Origin of the sequence: Paraburkholderia tropica (assembly GCF_900109265.1) — a bacterium.
In the GTDB taxonomy this organism is placed as follows: Bacteria; Pseudomonadota; Gammaproteobacteria; order Burkholderiales; family Burkholderiaceae; genus Paraburkholderia; species Paraburkholderia tropica.
In genome coordinates this window covers 333,958-341,815 of record NZ_FNZM01000010.1, presented here as the reverse complement: position 1 = coordinate 341,815, position 7,858 = coordinate 333,958, and the positions used below count along the sequence as shown (strand labels likewise).

Sequence of the window (7,858 nt, the reverse complement as noted above, 5' to 3'; positions counted from 1 at the left end):
TTGAGAATCTCGTTGGCACGACGCAATTCCTTGACCTCGCGCTCCAGGGCCTTCAGCCGTTCGCGTTCGTCGGTGCTCACGCCATCACGCTCACCCTGGTCAACCTGGTCACGCTTGACCCATTCGTGCAGCGTCTGCGGCGTACAGCCGATCATCGGTGCAATCGATTCGACCGCCGCCCACATCGACGGATGTTCCCTACGTTGCTCGCGCACCAGACGCACTGCGCGCTCGCGGACTTCCGGGGAAAACTTGGTTGCCTTCTTGTTCATGGCTCCATTCTCTCAAGAGTTGGAGCCTCCACCAAACCCGGCTCGGTTCAGCGCCCATACCTGCTGCCCAGCCTGATTTACACCATATGGCACCCACGTAGTTCCGTCATTGGGTTGACTGCCAACAGCAACACGAACGCTACCAAGTTCTATTTTCCCATCGGAACTTAAGTTCATCTGCGCCATCTGTTGCTCAATCTGCTGTTCGGTATATTTCCCACCGCTCTTGTCTGCAAGTTGCTTAGCGAGCGATTTTTCTTCCGGATGAAGTTGCCGGTTAAAGCGGTCGACGTCGAACGCCGATGACGCGCCAGCACTACCGCCAACCGCACCGCCTATGCCCGTGGCGACGACGTTTGCCAGAATGTTGCCGAGCGCCTGATTGGCGTTCGAATCACCGGTTGGATTCGCTGCCACCACTGCATTGCTGATGTCGTTCAGTTTGCCGCCGATGAGCGACGACAGCCCCGCACCGGCCGCGCCCTGAATCGCACCGCCCGCACCACCGCCTAGGCCCGCGACGAGCGCTGCACCGGCCGCCTGCATCCCGGCGCGACTCGCACCGCCTTCCTTCCAGGCGTCGACGCCCGCCGCATCGCCCGATGCCTTCGCTTCTGCGAGTTTCGAATTCGCGTATTCGCCAATGCGCTGCGCGACCGCCTGACCCGCCGCGCTAGCTGCCGCCATCGTATCGGCCTGATTCGTCAGGATCGCATTGATATCTGAGCAGACGCGTATAGTCGTCGCCAGTTCACTTTTCGCCTTCCCCCGAATCAGGTGGGTTCGATGGTGGCTTGCTGTGTATCGCAGCGACAAACATCGCCAAAAAACCAAACCCGATGGCGCACAATAGTGGCTCTATTTCGAAGAATTCCCTCATCTTGGGTAATGTCTTCTGGAATCCAATTATCACAATTCCCGTGATAAAAACCGCCAAGTAGAACATCACAAATGTCGCAAAGAAAACCATCCAGAGACGAAATTTCCCGAGGAATTTTCCGATTACGTCCCCAAACAATCCACCGAACAATCCACTTAGAAGTGGATCAATCATCAGATATTCCTCCGTTACTTTTCCTTCGAATATTTAACGACTTTCTGAGCCGCGCCCTTGGTTGTTTATCCCACTATAGCGCGATGATTGACACCGGTTCGAACATCATCCCTGGAATCAGAATCTCAACCTTTATCAGTCAGCGTCACCGGGTTTATCAGCCGAACCTGATGATTGCTTCTTACGCTCCGCTTCACGTGCGATGGAGCCCAACAAGGCAACGAATGTAACTATCAATGATACCCCGCAAACAACCGAGATCACGAAAGGATCAAAAAATCCAACGAATCTCGAAACAGTTTTATGAAGACCGACCGTCAAAAATCCGATAATAAAAAACGCAAAATAAAAGAGAGCAACAGTACCAACAAAGACTTTCCACAACCTGAACCTTCCAAGAAATTTAGAAATAAACGGAGCCAGATAACCTCCAATCAACCCACTAATTATTTCAACAGACATGTATCCTCCTTACCGGTTCTTTGAACTCTCAGAATTCGTCAGCGCATGTGCCCCTCTGCCTACCGTTTGGTTCACTCCAAATTTGTTCAGTTGAACGACGAAACCCGGCACTGTAGATATACTTTTAAGTGAGTTGGGTACTCCTGCCCACTTTAGCAAGGTGACGGCCCCCATGTTGCTATGCAACGCGTCACCGAAGCGATTTTCCACTGCCGCCAGCATCACGTCGCGCACGATGTCGCCGCTATGGCCTGCTGTCGTGGCCGCCCAGCTCATCGCCTCGCGGTCACAGCAGTCCAGCGCGAACGTCACACGCAGCGGCTCCCCGTTGTCGCACCGGAACTCGAAGCCATCCGAGCACCAGCGCTGATTGCTTCGTGCCACAGCGACCTTGCCGTCGTGTCGTCGTTGCGGACGCGGTGGCGCCGCACGGCGCTCCATCGACAGCCCGTGCGTGCTCATGACTCGATAGACGCGTTTCGCATTGAACGGCAGGTTCACCAGCGGCGTGGCATTCGGCGTGGTCTGCACCTGCGGTGCATGCGCCCCGCCCGCAACGACCTGCGCCTGTGCGCCCGCCGCCATGCCAGCCAGCATCATGGCAGCGGCCACCACCACTTCGCCCTTCCCGCGTCCACCGCTGGCCGTCGCAGTCTCCTCCACCGCCACAACCATGTGACGCACCCTGCTGTAGACCAGCCTGAAATTCCTGTTCATCAAAGTCTCGCCGGAAAATTTATCCAGCAATCCTCAACGAGCGCATGAGGCCCCGAATACAGGACAATTCCTAAGAACAGGCAGAGACAGCAGAAAAGATTGCGTTTACCCAGCGCGCGTCAAGACAGTTGACATTGCTCAACAGTCAGACTGCATGCGCGGTGGGCTTCAGAAAGGTGTCACAGGCGCGGGGCGTGAAAACGCCTCCACGAGCAGTGCGATCGATCGATGTTGCGTTAGCGGTGTGTATAGCGCCTCGACCTGCACGTGAATGTCCGTTGCGTGGTCGAGCGTGCATGCAGTTGTCACGCCAACTTATCCCCAGTTTTTGTTGAAGTCCCTGTGGACAAGCCCTGGGCAACCCACCCAAACCCTTGTTGCCAAAGAGAATTGTCCGCACAAAACAAAACAAAACACGGCACGTCGTTGCCGACGTGCCGTGTTAATGAGGTGAAGCGGCGAACCTGAGCGAATACCGCAGCGTTACGGCTTGTTCGTCTCAAAGAGATCCATGATCTGCTGCTTCTCGCTCGTGGTCACGCTCGGCGGCGTCATGCCGCCCGGACCCATGCTGCCCGTTGCGCCGCTCGCATCGCTGGCCGCGCCGGCCGGCACGCCCGCATCCATGCCGATGGCCGAAACGAAGCCCGCACCCGGCGTCATATCCGAGTAGTACAGCTCGCTGCCGATGGTCGTGAGACCTTGCGGCATCGGCGGCTCTTCCTGCGGAATGCCTCGCAGCGCCTTGCTCATGTAGTCGACCCAGATCGGCAACGCGAGCTGCGCGCCGAACTCGCGGCTACCGAGGCTCTTCGGCTGGTCGTAACCCATCCACGCGACCGCCACCAGCGTGTGCTGATAGCCGGCGAACCAGCCGTCGTGCGCGTCGTTGGTCGTACCGGTCTTGCCTTGCAGGTCGTCGCGATGCAGCACGTTGGTGCCCGCGCCCGTCCCCGCCGTCGCCACCGAATGCAGCAGGCTGTTCATGATGTACGCGTTACGCGGCGTGATCGTCTGCGGCGCGTTCTGGCCGGCGACCAGCGGCTGCGCACGCGAGATCGGCTGGCCGTGCGCGTCGTCGACTTCGGCGATCAGATACGGATTGATGCGATAACCGCCGTTCGCGAACACCGAGTACGCACCCGCCGATTGCAGCGGCGTGACGAGCCCCGCGCCGAGCGCCATCGGCAGATACGGCGGTGTCTTGTCCGCGTCGAAACCGAAGCGCTGCGTCACGTAATCCTGCGCGTACTTCGTGCCGATATACGACAGGATGCGGATCGACACGAGGTTCTTCGACTTCTGCAGCGCGAGGCGCATCGGCATCGGGCCGTCGGGTTGATCGTCGTCCTTCGGTTCCCATGCGTCGCCGCCCGGCGAGCTCGGCGGAAAATACAGCGGCGCATCGTTGATGATGGTCGCCGGTCCGAGGCCCTTTTCGAGCGACGCCGAATAGATGAACGGTTTGAAGCTCGAACCCGGCTGACGCCAGGCTTGCGTGACGTGGTTGAACTTGTTCTTGTTGAAATCGAAGCCGCCGATCAACGCGCGGATCGCACCGTCCTGCGGCGTGAGCGAGACGAGCGCGCCCTCCACCTGCGGCAACTGCGTGATCTGCCAGTCGTTCTTCTCGTCGGCGATCAGGCGCACGATCGAGCCGGACTTAATGCGCAGCGCGTTCGACGCGCGCGGCGACAGACCCGCCGCCACGAAGCGCAGGCCCTGGCCCGTCACCGTGATCTGCGTACCGTCGAGCAGTTGCGCCGTCACCGATTTCGGCGTGGCGTCGATCACGACCGCGGAGACGAGGTCGCCGTTGTCGGGGTGATCGGTCAGTGCGTCGTCGATCGCCTGGTCGCGGTCGTCGCCGGCCGGCGGCAGTTGCACGAAACCTTCCGGACCGCGATAGCCGTGACGGCGCTCGTAATCCATCACGCCCTTGCGCACGGCGGCGTAGGCGGCGTTCTGATCGGCGCTGTCGATGGTCGTGGTGACCGTGAGACCGCGCGTGTACGTTTCGTCCTTGTACTGCGCGTACATCATCTGGCGCACCATTTCCGCGACGTACTCGGCGTGCACGCTGTATTCGGTGCCCGCGGTGCGCGTGTGCAGCGGCTCCTTGATGGCCTCGTCGTACTGCGCCTGGGTCACGTAGCCGAGATCGAGCATGCGCTTGAGGATGTACGCCTGGCGGATCTTCGCGCGCTTCGGATTGACGATCGGGTTATACGCGGACGGCGCCTTCGGCAGACCCGCGAGCATCGCCGCTTCGGCGAGCGTGATGTCCTTGAGATCCTTGCCGAAGTACACGCGCGCGGCGGCCGAAAAACCGTAGGCGCGCTGACCCAGATAAATCTGGTTCATGTACAGCTCGAGGATCTGATCCTTCGTGAGCGCACGTTCGATCTTGTACGCCAGCAGCATTTCGTAGATCTTGCGCGTGTAGGTCTTCTCGCTCGAGAGGAAGAAGTTACGCGCGACCTGCATCGTGATCGTGCTCGCGCCCTGCGACGCGCCGCCGTGCATCAGATCGGCCACGCCTGCGCGCAGAATGCCGACGAAGTCGACGCCGCCGTGTTCGTAGAAGCGATAGTCCTCGATCGCGAGCACGGCCTTCTTCTGCACGTCGGGGATGTCGTCGAAGCGCACGAGCTGACGTCGCTCTTCACCGAATTCGCCGATCAGCACGTGGTCGGCCGTGTAGATGCGCAGCGGCACCTTCGGCTGATAGTTCGTGAGCGCGTCGAGCGAAGGCAGCTGCGGGCCCATCACGACGAGCGCATAGCCGACGATCAGCGCGCCCACCACGGCCAGCGTGGCGAACAGGCCGAAGAAGCCGAGCGCGATCGACGCACCGATCGAGCGGCGTTTGGGCCGTTCGTCGCGCGCGTCGTCGCGGCGCTGCGGCTCGCGTCCACGGTTGAAGGAGGGTTCCCGATCGTCGTTCGGGTACTGCGGTGAAGGCGGTCGTTTAATGATAGGCATGACTGGAATGATTGGCGCGTTCGTTTGCGCCGCGGCTGCGCGGCAAGCGCGCGTAGATCTCGATCATGGCGTCATGGCGCCAATGCGGCATGTGACGGCGCCGCGCCCCGAGCGCGGTTCCGTAACGCGGCCGGCAACGCCCCCGTCCGGCCACGTGGCGCGCGAATTCCGCGCGCCGTCGCAAGGTGAATCTTTCATCACCCTTTCGCGTGAAGCCCGCCCATGAAGCCTTGTGCGCTGCATCGACGCGAAATGTAACAGCGCATTCTAAATAATTCGGGCGGGGGCGGTCGCGCTTTTTTTGTAAGAGTTTCCTGGACAAGCTCATGCCGACCTGTTTATTCGCCGTGAATGCCGTGCGGTGACGGCAGTTTGCGCCATCTGACGCGTTCTGCGGAGAAAGTGTCGAAGCGATGGGGGATCGGCACGCGCTTTCGACGCTGCGCGCCCCGATCCGCAATAGATCATTGCGCGATGCGCAAGCGCCGTGCGCGCAGCTTGGCGTTGCGCATCGCGCGTCTCGTCTTATCATGGAGAGATTGCTGCACGCCCCTGCGCGAGCGGCGGCCATCGCGCTGCTGTAACGGCCGCCCCACCCGCGCCGGACCCGAGGTCATTCGAGGCCGACCCCGACGCCGATCCATCGGCGAGCCGATCATGAACAAGCCCAGCGAACGCATCGTGGTCTTCGTCACCCCCGCGCAGAAACGCGCGATCTCCGCCACTGCCGACGAACTCGGCATCAGCATCAGCGAGCTCATGCGGCGCGCGGTGATCGCCTTCAGCGCGACCAGCGACCAGGTGAAGGCGGCCAGCATCGTCGACCGTCTGAATGCGCCGCGCCAGCCTGACGCGCTCGCGCAGGTCTTGCGCAAGGCCGCCAAACCGCTGAAGCCGGGACGCGCCGGTATCCGGCCCGCTGTCGCCGACGAAGCAAACGCGCCGCTCGAAGCCGCCACGCCGCTCGAGCACGCGCAGACATCCGACGAAACACACGAAGATCACGAGGCCCGTCTCGAACACGACGCCACGCACGAAGTGGCGCAAGCGGTCGCACGCCTCGCGGCATCCGCCGCCGAAAGCGCTGCGCAGGAAAGCCACGCCGCGCTGCCGCAAGACGTGCATTTCGCCGATAACGAACCGCTGCAGCCGCTCAGCGGCACACCGTTCGCCCGTCGCACGCTCGACGACCGCGACGAAGAAAACACGCATCGCCATGGCCCCGCGCCCGAGGGCGGCAAGTTCGCCTGAGCGCGCGCCTGCCCGCGCCAATAAGACGGCCAACGCGACGGCCGATGCACGCGCGAGGCACCCTCTGCGCGCCGTGCCTTTAAGTCCCTTTTAAGAGACCCCGTGGTGTAATATCCGCGAGCGATGCGCGCTGGGCCACGCATGAAACGCGGCGCGACGTGAAGAAAGGTCAATTGTGTCGGCGTGAATCGTTCGCGCTATTGCAATCGGCGCTTTCGTCCCGATTTGCGCGCTGCATGCGCGGCTCGCCCAAAGCGGCGTAAGCTGAACGCGAGGCGCGCGCACGTGCCGCAAGCCGCATCGCGGCCCGCCAAATGTAGGGCCGATCTCATTTCACCGGAGAATTACATGTCGCTTTTCGACTCCATCTCTCGCACGGTCAAGGGTCTCTTGAACGATGCCGCCGACTCCGTGCAGGACCCGTCGCGCGACGCGCGCCAGATCGTGCGCGAACTCGACGACAGCATTGCGAAAGCCGAGAACTCGCTCGTCGAGATCCAGGCGCAGGTCGCAATGCAGCAAAGCAAGCGCGACGTGGCCGCCGACAAGGCGAAGAAGTACGAAGACGGCGCGAAGCGCGCGCTGCAATCGGGCGACGAAGCGCTCGCTCGCGAGGCGCTCGGCGCGCAGTCGACGGCTGAAGCCGAACGCGACGCGCTCGCGGCGGAACTCGCCAAGCTCGAACCGTCGGTCGACCAGCTGAAGCAGCAGATCGACGACATGCGTTCGCGCCGCAACGACCTCAACGCACGCTCGAACATCCTGCAGGCGAAGCAGCAGATCGCCCAGGCCAAGGACGTCGCGGCGACCGCGCTCGGCGGCATCGGCGGCAAGAATCTTGCGCAGGACTTCCAGAAGCTCGAAGACAAGGTGAATCTGTCGAACGCCCGCTCCGACGCCCGCCTGAATTCGGCGGACACGTCGAGCGGCAAGGCGCTCGACGACAAGCTCGCCGCGCTGAACAAGGGCCCGTCGGTGGATGACCGCCTCGAAGCCCTGAAAAAGCAGCTGAATACGCCGGCGCAGTAACACGCCGCGCGTGACGGATGCGGCGCAGCGGTCTTCGCGCGCCGCATCCACGTAACACTGTCATGGAGACGGGCGACAAGCCGCCCGG

At 61.7% G+C, this 7,858-nt stretch carries 7 protein-coding genes and 2 pseudogenes; 2 read left to right on the top strand and 7 right to left on the bottom strand.

The window, feature by feature from the left end; all coding sequences use genetic code 11:
- The 7 genes and pseudogenes from BMY06_RS18985 to BMY06_RS18960 form a co-directional block, all read right to left on the bottom strand.
- On the bottom strand, positions 1-272 hold a 272-nt coding region (locus BMY06_RS18985; protein WP_143064410.1), incomplete at its 3' end, for a transposase.
- Between the two features lie 12 nt (positions 273-284).
- Complete coding sequence (locus tag BMY06_RS18980) at positions 285-959, bottom strand: hypothetical protein (protein ID WP_074984562.1); 675 nt, start codon at positions 957-959, stop codon at positions 285-287.
- 64 nt (positions 960-1,023) lie between these two features.
- Positions 1,024-1,326 (bottom strand): hypothetical protein, encoded by a 303-nt coding sequence (locus BMY06_RS18975; protein ID WP_074984561.1) that lies wholly within the window; start codon positions 1,324-1,326, stop codon positions 1,024-1,026.
- A gap of 135 nt (positions 1,327-1,461) precedes the next feature.
- Positions 1,462-1,788 carry a hypothetical protein gene (locus BMY06_RS38790; RefSeq protein WP_124263316.1) on the bottom strand — a complete coding sequence of 109 codons (327 nt, stop codon included), beginning with the start codon at positions 1,786-1,788 and terminating at the stop codon, positions 1,462-1,464.
- Positions 1,789-1,965: 177 nt separating this feature from the next.
- Positions 1,966-2,280, bottom strand: a pseudogene (locus tag BMY06_RS40200) (DDE-type integrase/transposase/recombinase); the annotation flags it as partial.
- Positions 2,281-2,370: 90 nt separating this feature from the next.
- A pseudogene (locus BMY06_RS40475) lies at positions 2,371-2,505 on the bottom strand (ESPR-type extended signal peptide-containing protein); the annotation flags it as partial.
- A gap of 483 nt (positions 2,506-2,988) precedes the next feature.
- Positions 2,989-5,490 (bottom strand): penicillin-binding protein 1A, encoded by a 2,502-nt coding sequence (locus BMY06_RS18960; protein ID WP_065059406.1) that lies wholly within the window; start codon positions 5,488-5,490, stop codon positions 2,989-2,991.
- 657 nt (positions 5,491-6,147) lie between these two features.
- Here BMY06_RS18960 and BMY06_RS18955 point away from each other — a divergent pair.
- On the top strand, positions 6,148-6,741 hold the full coding sequence (locus BMY06_RS18955; RefSeq protein WP_074984559.1) for a hypothetical protein: 594 nt from the start codon (positions 6,148-6,150) through the stop codon (positions 6,739-6,741).
- 348 nt (positions 6,742-7,089) lie between these two features.
- The gene (locus BMY06_RS18950) at positions 7,090-7,770 is read left to right on the top strand and encodes a PspA/IM30 family protein (protein WP_065059403.1); all 681 of its coding nucleotides are present in this window, start codon (positions 7,090-7,092) and stop codon (positions 7,768-7,770) included.
- The last annotated feature ends 88 nt before the right edge of the window (positions 7,771-7,858 follow it).